Here is a 13,969-nt window from a genome sequence, read left to right as displayed (position 1 = left end):
ATCAGACCTTGAGCCGGTAGCCCCGCGCCAGCATCAGCCAGGCCAGCAGGCAGACGGCGAGCGTCGCCGCCGCCCCCACCGCGAGACCAAGCGCGGGCGCGCTGTCGGAGACGCCGATCATGCCGAAGCGCACCCCGTCAATCAGGTAGAAGACCGGGTTGAAATGGGTGATCGAATAGAGCACCGGCGGCAGCGCCTCTACCGAGTAGAAGGTGCCCGACAGGAACGCGAGGGGCGTGACGATAAAATTGGTGATCGCCGCCATCTGGTCGAACTTGTTAGCGAAAATTCCCGCGACGATCCCCACGCCGCTCATGAACGCGGCCCCCAGCAGGACAAAGGCCAGCGCGAGCAGCGGATGGGCCGGGGCAATGCCGAGAACGAGAAACAGCCCGACACCGATCGCCAGCGCCACCAGCAGACCGCGCCCGACGCCCCCGGCCAGATAGCCCAGCACCAATTCGCCACCCGAAAGCGGCGGCATCAGCGTATCGACGATATTGCCCTGCACCTTGGAAATCACGATCGACGACGAGGTATTGGCAAACGCGTTCTGAATGACCGTCATCATAAGGATGCCCGGCGCGATGAAGGTGGTGAAATCCACCCCCATGACATCGCCCCGCCGCGGCCCGATGGCGATGGAAAAGATCATCATGAACAGCCCCGCCGTGATGAGCGGCGCGAGAAGGGTCTGCGTCCAGACGGCGAGGAACCGGCGGTTCTCGCGCTCCGCCAGCGTCATCAGGCCAAGCCAGTTGACCCGCCCGAAACGCCGCGCGCCCATTGGCATTGAGGCAGACGATGCGGGCTCGGTCATGGGTGGTCTCCTGTCTGCGATGCTGCCTGCGATTCGATGCCTTGTAACTCATCGTCGAGTGATTAGAATAGGAGGCCGATCAAGATGACAAGGCGGCGGGCCGAAAGGGCCTGTGCCGCCTTTCAATGCAAGGGAAGCCCCGAATGTCGTGGAGCGATGAGCGCGTCGAGCTGTTGAAGAGGTTGTGGGGCGAAGGTCAGTCTGCCAGCCAGATCGCCAAGGAGCTTGGCGGCGTGACCCGCAATGCCGTGATCGGCAAGGTGCACCGGCTGGGGTTGTCCAATCGCAACGGCTCGGCCCCGGGGGCGAACGCCGCGCCTGCCGCGACGCCAGAGGCCGAGGCACCGAAAACGGCGGCCAAGCCCACGCCGAAGCCGACCACCAAGCCCGCCGCCCCCGCCGAGAGCACCGAAGAGAACGCCGTGCCGGTCACCACGAGCGTCCGGGTCAAGGCGATCATCCCGGCAGGCCAGCCGCTGCCGCCGCAGCCTTCTGCCAACGAGATCGACCCCGAGGCGCTCGCCAAGGTCAGCGAGATCGAGAAGAAGGCCAAGAGGCTCTCGCTTATGGAGTTGACCGAGCGGACCTGCAAATGGCCCGTGGGCGACCCGGCGACCGACGATTTCTGGTTCTGCGGCCTGCCCGTGCAGACCGGCAAGCCCTATTGCGAAGCACATGTGGGTGTGGCCTTTCAGCCGATGTCGAGCCGTCGCGACCGCAAGCGCTGAGATCAGTCCTTGCGGCGCAGTTCCTCGAGATACGCCTCGCCGCGATCCGCCAACGGCCCGATACCGTCCTTCCAGCGCCGATGGATCCACAGCCATTGATCCATCCGTGCCCGCACCTGCCGCTCCAGCCGGTCGTTGACCTCCTGCGTCATGGTGACGGGATCGCTCATCGGGACCGGCTCTTCCACGACGATCTCGAAATCGAGACCGTTGTCGCGGCGGATGCCCCAGACCGGCACCAGCGGCGCGTCGAACTTGAGCGCAAGCTCGGCGGTGGCCAGCGGCGACAGCGCGGGCTTGCCGAAGAATGACAGCGGCACGCCGTCATGGGCGTTGAGATCGGTCAGGATCGCCAGCACGCCGCCGCGCTTGAGATGCTTGACCATTTGCATCATGCCGCGCCGCCCCTGCTCGAACATCGGCTCGCTGAGCGCGCCCATCGCCGCCACGTAACGGCGGTTGAACCAGCGGTTGTGCATCTTGCGGTAAAACACACCCATCGAGAAGCCCTGCTCGATCATGGCGATGCGCGCGGCGTTGAAGCTTCCGAAATGGCCGGTGACAAAGATGATCGGCCGCCCCTCGCGCTGCGCCGCTCGGACCGCCTCGAGCCCCGGCCCAATCACGGACGAGCGGCGGGTGCGCGCGATGAATTCGTCGGTGGAGTAAAGCTCGGCCATGTTGCGCCCGGCATTGTCGGGCACCGCGCGCATCAGGCGGCGCACCTCGGCCTTGGGCAGGTCGGGCACGGCGTGGGCGAGGTTCTCGCGCACGCGGCGCCCGTAGCCCGCCAGCGGTGCCACCACCCGCGCGGTGAGCCACCCCATCATCGGGATACGCCAGCGATAGGGCAGGATCTTGCACAGCGCGATCGGCGCGTACATCGCCATCCCGAGCGCAGTATCCGCGGCACGGGCGGCAAGGGGGGGACGGTCGTCGTCGCTCATCAGGCGGTCTCTTGCTGCTATGGCGCCGGGATACGCGGCCCGGCCCCCGACCACAAGCCCGTCAGGGCCGGTGCGGAAGCCCCGTGCCGATCATCGAGTCGCGCGTGACCAGTGCGGCAAGCTGCGCCTCGTCCATGCCCTCGGTGCCCTCGGGGCGGGCGGGCAGCACGATGTAGCGCATGTCGGCGGTGCTGTCGTGGACGCGCACGGTGACATGATCGGGCAACTCGAGGCCGAATTCGCGCAGCACCGTGCGCGGCTCGCGCACGGCGCGGCTTCGATAGGCGCGGGTCTTGTACCAGTCGGGCGGCAGGCCGAGCAGGTTGCGAGGGTAACACGAACAGAGCGTGCAGACGATGAGGTTGTGCGTGTCGGCGGTGTTCTCCACCGCGATCAGGTTAAGCGGGCCTATGTCGAACCCCATCTCGCGGCTCGCCTCCGAGGCATTCTCCAGCAACTGCGCCTTGAAGGCCGGATCGGTCCATGCCCGCGCGACCACCGCCGCGCCATTGGCGGGGCTGCGGGCATCCATCGCCTCGATCTGTGCCGCGATCTCGGCGGGGGTCAGGTGGCCCTTTTCAACCAGCAACTCGCGCACCGCGATCTCCATCCGCTGCCAATAGCTGAGCGGGGTGTCATTGTCGGCGCGGTAGGGGTGGCCCGAGGGGCTCATACCCTCGTGGTGGAAATGATCGTGATGGTCATGGGGCATGGGCATCCACCTTTTCCAACCAATGGCCGTAGATCTCGGCATCGAGCGTGTCGTCGGGGTTCTCGGCCCCCTCGCCCCATATCTCGGCCATGCGAAAGCGCACGCGGTAGAGCGGTTTCGTATCGGCCTTGAGGCCGTAGGCCAGTTGCTCGGGGTTCGCGAAATGGCCCAGGGGGCGCTCGATCACCCCCTCCTTGCCGCGCAGGTACCACGGCGCACGCACATGGCCCGGCGGCGTGAGCGCCTTGACGCGTACCCGCTCAACCATCCGACTGCGCCTCGCCATAGGTGCCCCCGCGCGCCGCGATCTCCTGCATCCGCTCGCCCAGTTCCTCCAGCGTGTAGGCCCCGGCCTCGACGAGGTTCTGGTTCACGGCGGCGACCCAGCGTTCGTAGTAGCTCATGCTCTCGAACGCGTCCTCGCCCATGTCCTCGAGCGCACGGCGCAGGCCATCGACTGTAAACAGCCCCTTCTGCCCGCACAGCACCATCAGCGCATCCACGCGCTTTTCCCAAAGCGCGAAATCATGGCCATCCATCGGCACAGGCCCTGCGTCCTGCCCGCCCATGTCGTGCCAGCGTCGTCCCGTCGTATCGCTCATGGAGAGAAGACTAGGCAGCACCGCCCGCCCTGTCCAGACCATCAACGCCCTCTTGACCAATGCCCGCGACCTGCTACCAAGACGCGCGGTCAGGTCGGGCCTGTAGCTCAATTGGTTAGAGCAGGGCGCTCATAACGCCTTGGTTGGGGGTTCGAGTCCCTCCGGGCCTACCATTCCGATCCTTGTCGTGGCTGCGGGAGCCCGGCGACGATGACCATGCGGATCGCGGCGGTTTCTCAGCGATAGGTGCGTTGCTCCATCGGGGTTGCCTCGATCCGGGCACGCAGGCCCGCGAGCAGGGCCTGTTCGGCGCGGTTGAGCACCGCCTGCGGGTTCCACACCACATGCACATCGACGGCCGCTGTCTGGTCGTAGGGCGGCAATTGCCACAGCAGACCGTCGCGCACGTCGCGCGCGGCCACGTGCAGTGGCAGGGGGCCGATCCCGAGCCCCGCGACGATCATGCGCCGCACTTCCTCCAGATGGCTCGACGTGGCGATGATCTGATCGCCCAGTTCAGCCTGCGCACGCATCAGCGTCACCGGTTTCAGCGCGTCCTGCAAGCGGTCGGTTTCGAAGCTGACGGCACTCTGCCCCGTCAGATCGGCGCGCGTGAGGTTGCTCCGACCGAACAGCGGGTGCGGCGGACCGCAAAAGAGGCCGAAGAACTCGCGGTAGAGGCGCAGGTATTCCAGCCTGGGGTTGCGCTTGTGCACGAGGCAGATCGCGAAGGAGGAGGCGCGCGCAGAGACCGTCTCGATCGCCTGTGCCGAGGAATGCACCTCGATCGACAGGGTCGCGCGCGGGTTCTCGGCGTGGAATTCGGCCAGCACCTGGTCAAAAAGCGGGCAAATCACGTGGGACGCCAGCGAGACGCGCACATGACCGGTAACCTCGTCGGTCATGTCGCGCATCAGCGTGGAAAGCCGCAGGATCGCCCCCTGGATATCGAGCGCTTCGCGATAGAGCGTCTCGCCTGCCTCGGTCAGCTCGAAGCGCCCCGGCGCGCGGTGAATGAGCCGTTTCTCGACGCGGTTTTCCAACCTTTTCAATGCAGTGGACACCGATGGCTGGGTCAGGCGCAACCGGTTCGCCGCATCGGTGACGGAGCGTGACTGTGCCAGAACGACGAAGGTACGCAAGAGGTTCCAATCCATCTCGCGCATGATGCGTTCGGGGCTGTCGCGGCTCTCCATAGTTTTCATCTATTGTCACAATTCTTATTATCTATTTGATTAATGATTGGCCGGTTTGCACCCTCGACGCAAGCCCGCAATGGACGGGCGGCGCATGAAGGGGAGACGCATGTCGGTCGAAGCCCGCGAGGCGAGACAGCCGTGGATATTGCTTTCGCCCGCCCTGGGGGCGGTGCTGTTCCTGCTGATCATTCCGCTGATGTTCATCGTGGTCTATTCCTTCTGGCTGCGCTCGGCCATGGGCGCGGATACGGTCGGATTCTACCTCGACAACTGGCAAAAGGCGCTCTCGGACCGGTTCTATCGCGAAATCCTGCTCAACACGCTCAAGATCGCGGCAATCACCACGGTGATCTGCGGGCTGATGGGCTATCCGGCGGCCTATTTCATCGCGCGTTCACGCGGCAACAAAATGATCCTGCTGCTGCTTCTGATGCTGCCCTTCTGGATCAGCTATATCATTCGCACGATGAGCTGGATCAACATCCTCGGGACCTCGGGCGCGCTCAACACGTTGCTGATGACGCTCGGGATCATCAATGAGCCGATGCAGATGCTTTATAACGAGGCGACGGTGATCCTCGGCCTCGTGCATTTCCTGCTGCCCTTCATGGTGCTCAATGTCTATGTGAGCCTGGAGGGCATCGACACCAACCTGGAGGATGCCGCCAATTCCCTAGGGGCGACCCGGTGGGAGGCATTTACCCAAGTCACCCTGCCACTGTCGCTGCCCGGCCTCGCCGCCGGGGGTTTGCTGTGCTTCGTGCTGGGCGCGGGCACCTACATCACGCCGGTGATCCTTGGCGGACCGACGGATGCGATGTTTGCCAACCTCGTGTACGAGGCGATCATCACGCAGCTCAACTGGCCGCTCGGCTCTGCGCTGTCGCTCCTGCTGCTCGCTGTGTTGGGCGTGCTGGTGGCGATCTACAATCGCTATCTCGGCATGGCGCAATTGGCGAAGGGGCTGGGCTGATGGGTTGGCAGGCGATCCGAATCTGGACCGTTCTGGTCTATGGCTTCATGTTCCTGCCGGTGGCGGTGGTGGTGCTTCTGTCCTTCAACGCCAATCAGTTCGGCAGTTTTCCGATGACCGGCATGTCGCTGCGCTGGTTCGTGGAATTGTGGAACAACGATGCGGTGATGCGCGCCTTTCAGACCTCGATCGTGCTGGGGCTGATGACGGCGGTGATCTCGACCACCCTCGGCATCCTCGCCAGCCTCGCGCTGGTGCGCTACAACGTGCCCGGGCGCAACACGATCACCACGCTGCTCATCGCTCCCATCTTGGTGCCCGAGGTGGTGCTGGCCGTGGCGCTCCTGTTGTTTCTAAACTGGCTCGGCCTCGGCAAGAGCTTTGCGCTGCTACTCGCCGGGCATGTGATCTTTACCCTGCCGTTCGTGATCCTCGTGGTGCAGGCGCGGCTGGTCAGCATCAAGCGCGATGTGGAGGAGGCAGCGCTCAGCCTCGGGGCAAGTCCGGTGCAGACGTTTTTTTCGGTCACCTTGCCGCTGATGCTGCCCGCCGTGGCCGCAGGCGCGCTCTTCGCCTTCACCATCAGTTTCGACGACATCACCGGCACGCTGTTCTGGAAACCCGGCGGCGTGGAGACGGTGCCGACGCAGATATTCTCGATGCTACGCAATTCGATCAGCCCGGAAATCAACGCGCTCGGCACGGTGATGATCGTGATGACCGTGGGCCTGCCGCTGCTCGGTGCGGCGGTGGCCCGCAAACTCGCCATGAAAGGCGGCAACTAAGAACCGCCCCAACCCTCGACAAGGAGATATGACAATGGACAATACCAAGAGATATGAACGACTTCTCGAACGCTACCGCAACGGTGACCTGGACCGGCGCAATTTTCTGGGCCTGATCGGCGCGGCGGGGCTTGCCTATGGGGTGCAGACGCCATTCGCCAAGTTCGCCCACGCGCAGGAGGTGCAACAGGTCCGATTCGACGGATGGGGCGGTGTCGTCTCCGAGGCGTTCCGCGAACATGCGTTCGAGCCTTATACCAAGGCCACCGGCATCAAGGTCGTGGACGGCACCTTTGCGGGCAGCGACGAGTATCTCGCGCAGGTCCGGTCCAGCCAGGAGGGCACGTACAACATCGCGCACCTCTCGGGCGTGTTCGACTATGCCCGCTACGTGAATTTCGGGCTGACGGTAAAGCTGAACCTCGACAATATCCCCAACATGTCGCTGGTGATGGACGCGCTGACCAACGCGTTCCGGGGGGTGACGCCGGATTACCTCTCGGCGGTGCCTTACGATTACGGCACCACGGGTCTGGCCTATAACCGCAAATATATCTCCGACGAGGAGATGAAGGAAAAGGGTGCCAGCATCCTCATCGACGAGGCCTACAAGGGCAAGATCGGCGGCTGGGGCGAATGGCGCACGCGGATCTGGTATGGCGCGCTCCAGACCGGCCAGGACCCCAACAACATCGAGGATATGGAGGCCGTCTGGGACGCGATCCGCAGCCACCGCGATCTGGCCCTGAAATACTGGTCGTCGGGGGCGGAACTGATGAGCCTGCTGGCGGAGGAGGAAATCTACGTCACCGAAGGCTGGTCGGGCCGTATCGCGGCGTTGCAACAGGAAGGCCACGACATCGGCTATTACGATGCGCCGGGCAGCTTTGCGTGGCAGGAATGCCTGCACGTTCTCAAGGGCAGCCCGGTCGAGGCCTGCGAGGAGTTGTTGAACTTCATGCTCGCACCCGAGACCTCCATCGCCGTGGCCGAGGGGCAGAACTACCCCCCCGCGCTCGACGGGACCAAGGTCGATCTGGGCGACAAGATCCCGACCCTGCCGGCCTATGATCCGACCGGCACGCTGGCGTCGCTCACCTTTGCCGATCCGAATTACTGGAACGGCAACGAGGCGGAATGGTCCGAGACCTTCAGCCGCGTGCAGCGCGGGTATTAAGCCAACGCCGCGCCCCATGCCGGGGCGCGGCTCATCCCCTGACAGGAGCCCCCGATGAGCGCCGTCACCCTGCAAGACATCGTCAAGCGTTTCGGCACCTTCACCGCCGTGCATCGCACCACGCTGGAAATCCCCGAAGGCGCTTTCCTGACGCTGCTCGGCCCGTCGGGCTGTGGCAAGACGACCAACCTGCGCATGATCGCCGGGCTGCTCGACCCGACCGAGGGCGAGATCCTGATCGGCGGCAAGCGCGTCAACGACGTGCCGATTCACAAGCGCAATCTCGGCCTCGTCTTTCAGAACTACGCGCTGTTCCCACACAAGACCGTGGCCGAGAACGTGGCCTTTGGCCTCAAGTATCGTGACGTGCCCAAGGCGGACATTCCGGCCAAGGTGCAGGCGGCGCTGGAACTGGTGCAATTGCCCAATGTCGGCGACCGCTACCCCAAGGAACTATCTGGCGGCCAGCAGCAGCGCATCGCGCTGGCCCGCGCCATCGTGATCGAGCCGGATGTGCTCTTGCTCGACGAGCCGCTCTCGGCGCTCGATGCCAACCTGCGCGAGGATATGCGCGTGGAGTTGAAGCGCATCCAGGAGCGCATCGGCGTGACCACCGTTTTCGTCACCCATGACCAGTCCGAGGCGCTCGCCATGTCGGACCTGATCGTGGTCATGTCCGAGGGGCGCGTGGAGCAGGTCGGCAAACCCGAAGAGGTGTATAACACCCCCGCCTCGGAATTCGTCGCCAATTTCCTCGGCGCATCCAATATCATGGTGGCGAAATGCACCGATCACGGCGCCGCCGTCATGCTCGAAGAGCCCACTTTCGGCCGCGTGCAGGTGCCCGCCGCCAAGGCCCCCAACCTCAAGGGCACGGGCGCGGCCAAGCTGGTGGTGCGCGCTGAAAAGCTGCTTCTGGCCCGCGACCCGGCGCCCGAGGGCGTTGTCTCGGTCCCTGCCACCGTGGAAACCGTGGATTACCAGGGGCAGGCGGTGCGCTACTTCGTGCGTGCGGGCGAGGCACAACTGCAAGCCATCAACATGATCGACGAACACCCCTTCGCCGCGGGCGATTCGGTCCACCTGCACCTGCGCCCGCAGGATTGCGCAGCGCTGCCGGGATAAGAGAATGAACGTGAAACCCTCTCACCTTTTCTACCAGGGGCGCGAGCGCAAGCCGGTGCTCGATCAGGCGCGCGGCGTCTACATGTGGGACGTGGACGGCAAGCGTTATCTGGACGGGTCGTCGGGCGCGATGGTCTGCAATATCGGCCATTCCAACGAGAACGTGCTCGAAGCGATGCGCCGCCAGATGGAAAAATCCACCTTCGGCTACCGCCTGCATTTCGAAACCGAGGCGTCGGAGAAACTCGCCGCCAAGACCGCCGCCCTGTGCCCGGACGGCATGAACCGGGTGTTCTTCGTCTCGGGCGGGTCCGAGGCGGTGGAATCGGCCCTGAAACTCGCCCGGCAATACGCGCTCGCCACCGGCGAAGGCAGCCGCTGGAAGATCATCAGCCGCGCGCCGTCGTATCACGGCTGCACTCTCGGTGCGCTCGCCATCACCTCTTATGCGCCGCTTACCGAGCCCTTTACGCCGCTGATGCAGGCAATGCCGAAGGTGCCCGCGCCCCGCGCCTATCTCGACGGGCTGGACCCCGAGGACGAGGCCACGGGCCACCATTATGCCGACATGCTGGAGGCGAAGATACTGGAGGAAGGCCCCGAGAGTGTGCTGGCCTTCGTGGTGGAGCCCATCGGTGGCGCCTCGACCGGGGCGCTGGTGCCGCCCAAGGGCTACATGGAGCGGGTGCAGGAGATTTGCCGCAAGTACGGCGTGCTGCTGATCCTGGACGAGGTGATGACCGGGGCGGGGCGCACCGGCAAGTTTCTCGCCTCCGAGCATTGGAATCTGGAGCCGGACATCATCGTCATGTCCAAGGGCTTTGCCGCCGGTTACGTGCCGCTTGGCGCGATGGTCGCACACGAGCGGCTGGTCGAGGCGGTGCTGGATGCGGGCGGATTTTTGCACGGCTTTACCTATGCTGGTAACCCGCTGGCCTGCGCCGCCGGTCTGGCCGTGATCGACGAGATCGAGCGGCAGGACCTGGTCGGCAACGCGGCGCGCATGGGGGTCAAGCTCAAGGAGCGGCTGGAGGGCCTGATGCAGCGCTATGCCATCATCGGCGACGTGCGTGGCAAGGGGCTGCTGACGGCGTTCGAATTCATGGCCGACCGGGGCAGCAAGGCACCACTGCCGAAGCACCTTCAGGCCTTCAACCGGTTCGTGCAGATCGCCTATGACAAGGGGCTGATCGTCTATTCGCGGCGCACCCGCGACGGGGTGGAGGGCGACCATATCATCGTCGCCCCGCCGATGATCGCGACCGAGACGCATCTCGACGAGATCACCGAGATGCTGGATGCGTCGCTGTCGGAGTTCACCACCGAAATCCGCCCCGCGCTGGACCGGGTCGTGTGAGGGGCAATGCGTGAAATCATCATCACCTGCGCGCTCACCGGCTCGATCCACACGCCGTCGATGTCGCCGCATCTGCCGGTAACCGCCGATGACATCGCAACGGCGGGCATCGAGGCGGCGGAGGCGGGCGCGGCGATCCTGCACCTGCACGCGCGCGACCCCGAAACGGGCCGACCCTCTGCCGATCCGGAGCATTTTCGTGCCTTCCTGCCGCGCCTGAAACAGGGCTGCGACGCGGTGCTCAACCTCTCCACCGGGGGCAGCGCGGTGATGAGCCTCGACGAACGCCTCGCCGCGCCCAAGGAGGCCGCGCCGGAAATGGCCTCGCTCAACATGGGAACGATGAACTTCGCCCTCTACCCGATGGCCGAGCGCATCACCGACTGGCGGCATGACTGGGAAAAGCCGTTCCTCGAAGGCTCCGACGACCTTGTGTTCAAGAACACCCCGCGCGACATCGCCCGCATCCTGACGGAGCTGGGGCAAGAGCGCGGCGCACGATTTGAATTCGAATGCTACGATCTGGGCCATCTTTACATGCTGCGCCATTTCGCGGATCGTGGCCTGATCGAGGCGCCGTTCTTCATCCAGTTCGTGTTCGGCGTGCTGGGGGGCATGGGGCCGGACCCGGAGAACCTCACGCACATGGTGCGCATTGCGGACAAGCTGTTCGGCGATGACTACATGTTCTCGGTGCTGGCCGCAGGGCGACACCAGATGCCGATGGCAGCGCAGGCGGCGGCGATGGGCGGGCATGTGCGCGTGGGGCTGGAGGACAGCCTGACGATTGCGCGCGGCACGCTGGCGCGGTCAAACGCCGAACAGGTCGCCAAGGTGCGCGGCATCGTCGAAGCAATGGGGCGCGAGGTGGTGGATGCCGACGGCGCGCGCCGCCTGCTTGCGCTCAAGGGCGCGGACCGGACCGCGATCTAGGTCATGATGACGGAGTTTCGCACGGTCACGACGGAGGCGGACGTGGTTCTTCTGGACCGCGCCCTGCGTGCGCTGAGCCATGACCTGGGGGACACGCACGAGGCCGGGCTCGACGCCTTGCGCGCGGCGCTGACCGGCACTACTCCGGCGGCTTACGGGCTTCTGGCCTGGGATGGTGACGTGGTCGGAGCGGCGCTCTACAGCCCGGTCTTTTCCACGGCGCGGGGGGCGGCGGGGGTCTATGTCTCGGACCTGTGGGTCGATGGGGCGACGCGCGGACAGGGGGTCGGGCAGAGTATTCTGGCCGAGATCGCGCGGCGGGCCGGGAAGCTGTGGCAGGCAGAATGGATGACGCTGGCAGTCTATGGCCACAGCACCGCCGCGCGCCGGTTCTACGAGCGGCTGGGCTTTGCACCGCAGGAGAGCGTGACACAGATGCGCCTGTCACAGGCAGGGTTTGAAAGACTGAAGGGAGAGGGCAGATGAAGGCCATTTTCGACGACCGCCAGTGGAAGCATGACCCCAAGCATTTCATGGCCAACGGCGTCATCCAGCCCAGCCCCGAACAGCCCGAGCGCATTGCGCGGCTGACGCATGGTGCGCGCGCTGCGGGCTGCGACCTCATTGCGCCTCGTGAGGCCGGGCTTGGCCCGGTTGCCGCGGTGCATACACCAGAGTATGTCACCTTCCTGCGCAACATCCACACCCGCTGGCAGCGGATCGACGGCGGCGGGCCCGAGGTGATCCCCAACATCCACCCCGCCACGCGCACCGATGGCTACCCCAAGTCCGCCGTGGGGCAGGCAGGCTATCACCAGGCCGATACGGCCTGTCCCATCGGCGCAGGCACATGGGAGGCCGCCTATTGGTCGGCGCAGGTGGCCGTGACCGGGGCCGATCTGCTGGAGCAGGGCACGCGTGCCGCCTATGCCCTCTGCCGTCCGCCGGGGCACCATGCCTTCGGCGATCTGGCGGGGGGGTTCTGTTTTCTGAACAACGCCGCCATCGCCGCCGAACGGTTGCGTATGGCTGGCCTGCGCCCCGCCATCCTCGACGTCGACGTGCATCACGGAAATGGCACGCAGGGCATCTTCTACGACCGCGACGATGTGCTGACCATCTCGATCCATGCCGATCCCGAACGCTTTTACCCGTTCTTTTGGGGCCATGCGCAGGAACGCGGAGAGGGCCGCGGCACCGGCTACAACCTCAACCTGCCGCTGCCACGCAAGACCGGCGACGACGACTACCTCAAGACCCTCGACAGGGCCCTCGAACGCATCACCAATTTCGGTGCCGATGCCGTCGTCGTGGCGCTTGGCCTCGACGCCTACGAGGGCGATCCGTTCCAGGGGCTTGCCATCACCACCCCCGGCTTCACCCGCATCGGCGCCGCCATAGCAGAGGTGGGGCTGCCCACGCTCTTCGTGCAGGAGGGCGGCTATCTCTGCGAGGAACTGGGCCAGAACCTCACCGCCACCCTCACCGGGTTCGAGGGGGCGCAGGCATGACCGATATCCTCGTCATCGGCGGCGGCATCGCGGGCATCAGCGCGGCGGCCGAATGCGCCCGCGCGGGGGCCAGCGTCACCGTGCTGGAGAGCGAACCGCAGATCGGCTATCACGCGACGGGCCGCTCGGCGGCGATCTTCATCCGCAATTACGGCAACGCCACGCTGAGAGCCTTGAACGCCGTGGCCGAGCCAATTTTCCAAGAGCCGGGCGAGATCAGCGACAAGCCGATCCTCAGCCCGCGCGGCGAGCTGATGGTCGCCTCGGAGGAAGAACTGCCGGTGCTCGACGCCTATCTCGATGGCGCGGTGGGGGTAGAGCGGCTAACCGGCAAGGAGGCAGCCGAGATCGTCCCCATCCTGCGCCCCGAACGCATCGCCGGCGCGATGATCGAGCGCGACGCGCGCGGAATCGACGTAGACCTCCTGTTGCAAGGCTATGCCCGGATGCTGCGTTCGCGCGGTGGACGGATCGTCACCGGCGCGCAGGTGCAGGCGCTGCGCCATGAGGCCGGACTATGGCACGTGGAAACGACACAAGGTACCTTCACCGCGCCCACCATCGTCAACGCCGCAGGCGCGTGGGCCGACGAGGTGGCCGCGATGGCGGGTCTGCCACGCCTCGGCCTGCAACCCTATCGCCGCTCCGCCGCAATCATTCCGGCCCCCGAGGGCCATGACACCGAGCACTGGCCGATCTTCGGCTCCATCGCCGAGACATGGTATGCCAAACCCGAAGCAGGCAAGCTGATGGTGTCTCCCGCCGACGAGGACCCCGTGGACCCACATGACGCCTGGCCAGAGGACATGGTGCTCGCCGAAGGGCTGCATCGCTTTGAGCAGGCGGTGACGCACGAGGTCACGCGGCTGGAACATAGCTGGGCGGGGCTGCGCACCTTTGCCCCCGACCGCACGCCGGTGGCAGGCTTCGATCCACGCGCACATGGCTTTTTCTGGCTGGCTGGTCAGGGTGGCTATGGCGTTCAGACCGCGCCCGCGCTATCGCGATTGAGCGCGGCACTGTTGACCGGTCGTACACCGGAAATCGACGCGGCCACCCGCACCGCACTCGCGCCCGACCGCCTGATCTGACCCAACCGA

16 protein-coding genes and 1 tRNA gene are annotated in these 13,969 nt (G+C 65.3%); 11 read left to right on the top strand and 6 right to left on the bottom strand.

Going from position 1 to position 13,969, the window contains the following annotated elements:
* Position 1: 1 nt before the first annotated feature.
* Entirely contained in the window at positions 2 to 820 is an 819-nt protein-coding gene (locus C6W92_RS02395) for an ABC transporter permease (protein ID WP_129431469.1), read from the bottom strand.
* Positions 821 to 963: 143 nt separating this feature from the next.
* On the opposite strand from C6W92_RS02395, the gene C6W92_RS02390 reads away from it, so the two are divergent.
* Positions 964 to 1,548 carry a GcrA family cell cycle regulator gene (locus C6W92_RS02390; RefSeq protein ID WP_129431468.1) on the top strand — a complete coding sequence of 195 codons (585 nt, stop codon included), beginning with the start codon at positions 964 to 966 and terminating at the stop codon, positions 1,546 to 1,548.
* A gap of 2 nt (positions 1,549 to 1,550) precedes the next feature.
* Here the strand turns inward: C6W92_RS02390 and C6W92_RS02385 are convergent, their stop codons facing one another.
* From C6W92_RS02385 to C6W92_RS18110, 4 genes are all read right to left on the bottom strand, one after another.
* On the bottom strand, positions 1,551 to 2,495 hold the full coding sequence (locus C6W92_RS02385; protein ID WP_129431467.1) for a lysophospholipid acyltransferase family protein: 945 nt from the start codon (positions 2,493 to 2,495) through the stop codon (positions 1,551 to 1,553).
* 61 nt (positions 2,496 to 2,556) lie between these two features.
* On the bottom strand, positions 2,557 to 3,207 hold the full coding sequence (gene nthA, locus C6W92_RS02380) for a nitrile hydratase subunit alpha (RefSeq protein WP_129431466.1): 651 nt from the start codon (positions 3,205 to 3,207) through the stop codon (positions 2,557 to 2,559).
* Complete coding sequence (locus C6W92_RS18115) at positions 3,197 to 3,475, bottom strand: SH3-like domain-containing protein (protein WP_129431465.1); 279 nt, start codon at positions 3,473 to 3,475, stop codon at positions 3,197 to 3,199. The genes nthA and C6W92_RS18115 overlap by 11 nt, the downstream gene beginning before the upstream one ends.
* The gene (locus tag C6W92_RS18110; protein WP_277815877.1) at positions 3,468 to 3,809 is read right to left on the bottom strand and encodes an SH3-like domain-containing protein; all 342 of its coding nucleotides are present in this window, start codon (positions 3,807 to 3,809) and stop codon (positions 3,468 to 3,470) included. Before C6W92_RS18110 ends, C6W92_RS18115 begins: the two co-directional genes overlap by 8 nt.
* A 96-nt stretch (positions 3,810 to 3,905) precedes the next feature.
* Between C6W92_RS18110 and C6W92_RS02365 the strand changes: the two genes are divergently transcribed.
* Positions 3,906 to 3,982, top strand: a tRNA-Ile gene (locus tag C6W92_RS02365).
* A 63-nt stretch (positions 3,983 to 4,045) separates the two neighbouring features.
* Here the strand turns inward: C6W92_RS02365 and C6W92_RS02360 are convergent.
* On the bottom strand, positions 4,046 to 5,005 hold the full coding sequence (locus C6W92_RS02360; protein WP_129431501.1) for a LysR family transcriptional regulator: 960 nt from the start codon (positions 5,003 to 5,005) through the stop codon (positions 4,046 to 4,048).
* Between the two features lie 109 nt (positions 5,006 to 5,114).
* Between C6W92_RS02360 and C6W92_RS02355 the strand changes: the two genes are divergently transcribed.
* Genes C6W92_RS02355 through C6W92_RS02315 form a run of 9 tightly spaced genes read left to right on the top strand, consistent with a single transcriptional unit; the run spans position 5,115 to position 13,960 of the window.
* On the top strand, positions 5,115 to 5,981 hold the full coding sequence (locus C6W92_RS02355) for an ABC transporter permease (RefSeq protein WP_129431464.1): 867 nt from the start codon (positions 5,115 to 5,117) through the stop codon (positions 5,979 to 5,981).
* Positions 5,981 to 6,766 carry an ABC transporter permease gene (locus C6W92_RS02350; protein ID WP_129431463.1) on the top strand — a complete coding sequence of 262 codons (786 nt, stop codon included), beginning with the start codon at positions 5,981 to 5,983 and terminating at the stop codon, positions 6,764 to 6,766. The genes C6W92_RS02355 and C6W92_RS02350 overlap by 1 nt, the downstream gene beginning before the upstream one ends.
* A 34-nt stretch (positions 6,767 to 6,800) precedes the next feature.
* Positions 6,801 to 7,943, top strand: a complete 1,143-nt coding sequence (locus tag C6W92_RS02345) for an extracellular solute-binding protein (protein WP_129431462.1) — start codon at positions 6,801 to 6,803, stop codon at positions 7,941 to 7,943.
* A gap of 54 nt (positions 7,944 to 7,997) precedes the next feature.
* On the top strand, positions 7,998 to 9,068 hold the full coding sequence (locus C6W92_RS02340) for an ABC transporter ATP-binding protein (protein ID WP_129431461.1): 1,071 nt from the start codon (positions 7,998 to 8,000) through the stop codon (positions 9,066 to 9,068).
* A gap of 4 nt (positions 9,069 to 9,072) precedes the next feature.
* Complete coding sequence (locus C6W92_RS02335) at positions 9,073 to 10,425, top strand: aspartate aminotransferase family protein (RefSeq protein WP_129431460.1); 1,353 nt, start codon at positions 9,073 to 9,075, stop codon at positions 10,423 to 10,425.
* A 6-nt stretch (positions 10,426 to 10,431) separates the two neighbouring features.
* Complete coding sequence (locus tag C6W92_RS02330; RefSeq protein ID WP_129431459.1) at positions 10,432 to 11,358, top strand: 3-keto-5-aminohexanoate cleavage protein; 927 nt, start codon at positions 10,432 to 10,434, stop codon at positions 11,356 to 11,358.
* A gap of 3 nt (positions 11,359 to 11,361) precedes the next feature.
* Positions 11,362 to 11,844, top strand: coding sequence for an N-acetyltransferase (locus C6W92_RS02325; RefSeq protein WP_241691045.1), 483 nt, complete (start codon positions 11,362 to 11,364; stop codon positions 11,842 to 11,844).
* Positions 11,841 to 12,869, top strand: a complete 1,029-nt coding sequence (locus C6W92_RS02320; RefSeq protein WP_129431458.1) for a histone deacetylase family protein — start codon at positions 11,841 to 11,843, stop codon at positions 12,867 to 12,869. Before C6W92_RS02325 ends, C6W92_RS02320 begins: the two co-directional genes overlap by 4 nt.
* A complete protein-coding gene (locus C6W92_RS02315) occupies positions 12,866 to 13,960 on the top strand; it encodes an FAD-binding oxidoreductase (RefSeq protein WP_129431457.1) in 1,095 nt (364 codons plus the stop codon). The genes C6W92_RS02320 and C6W92_RS02315 overlap by 4 nt, the downstream gene beginning before the upstream one ends.
* Positions 13,961 to 13,969: the final 9 nt, after the last annotated feature.

The sequence above is a fragment of the Roseovarius sp. A46 genome, from assembly GCF_004126395.1.
GTDB classification, from domain to species: domain Bacteria; phylum Pseudomonadota; class Alphaproteobacteria; order Rhodobacterales; family Rhodobacteraceae; genus Roseovarius; species Roseovarius nitratireducens.
Note: the sequence above shows the minus strand (reverse complement) of the source record. Positions and strands in the feature narration are given on the sequence as shown.